General features: G+C 65.8%; 1 protein-coding gene. It reads right to left on the minus strand.

The features are described 5' to 3' along the window. A partial coding sequence (locus ACLZOT_RS51280) for a DNA gyrase C-terminal beta-propeller domain-containing protein (RefSeq protein ID WP_416976154.1) occupies positions 1-319 on the minus strand: 319 nt, incomplete at both ends.

Here is a 319-nt window from a genome sequence, read left to right on the forward strand (position 1 = left end):
CCTTCTTGCTGATCAGAAGCAGATCATCGTCGGACGACACGAGCTCGGCGCCGATCAGTTCGTCGTCGGAACCGTCCTCCATCTCGCGGAGGTTGATCGCGATGACACCGCCCGAGCGCGGCGAGTCGTAATCCTTGAGCGCGGTCTTCTTCACGAGACCGCCCTTCGTCGCCAGGATCAGGTAGGGCACGGCCTCGTAGTCGCGGATCGCGAGGATCTCGGCGATCGCCTCGTCCGGCTGGAAGGCCAGCAGGTTGGCGACGTGCTGCCCGCGCGCATCACGGCCGGCGTCCGGAAGCTCGTACGCCTTCGCCCGGTA

Origin of the sequence: Streptomyces sp. 4F14 (assembly GCF_048159485.1) — a bacterium.
GTDB lineage: Bacteria > Actinomycetota > Actinomycetes > Streptomycetales > Streptomycetaceae > Streptomyces.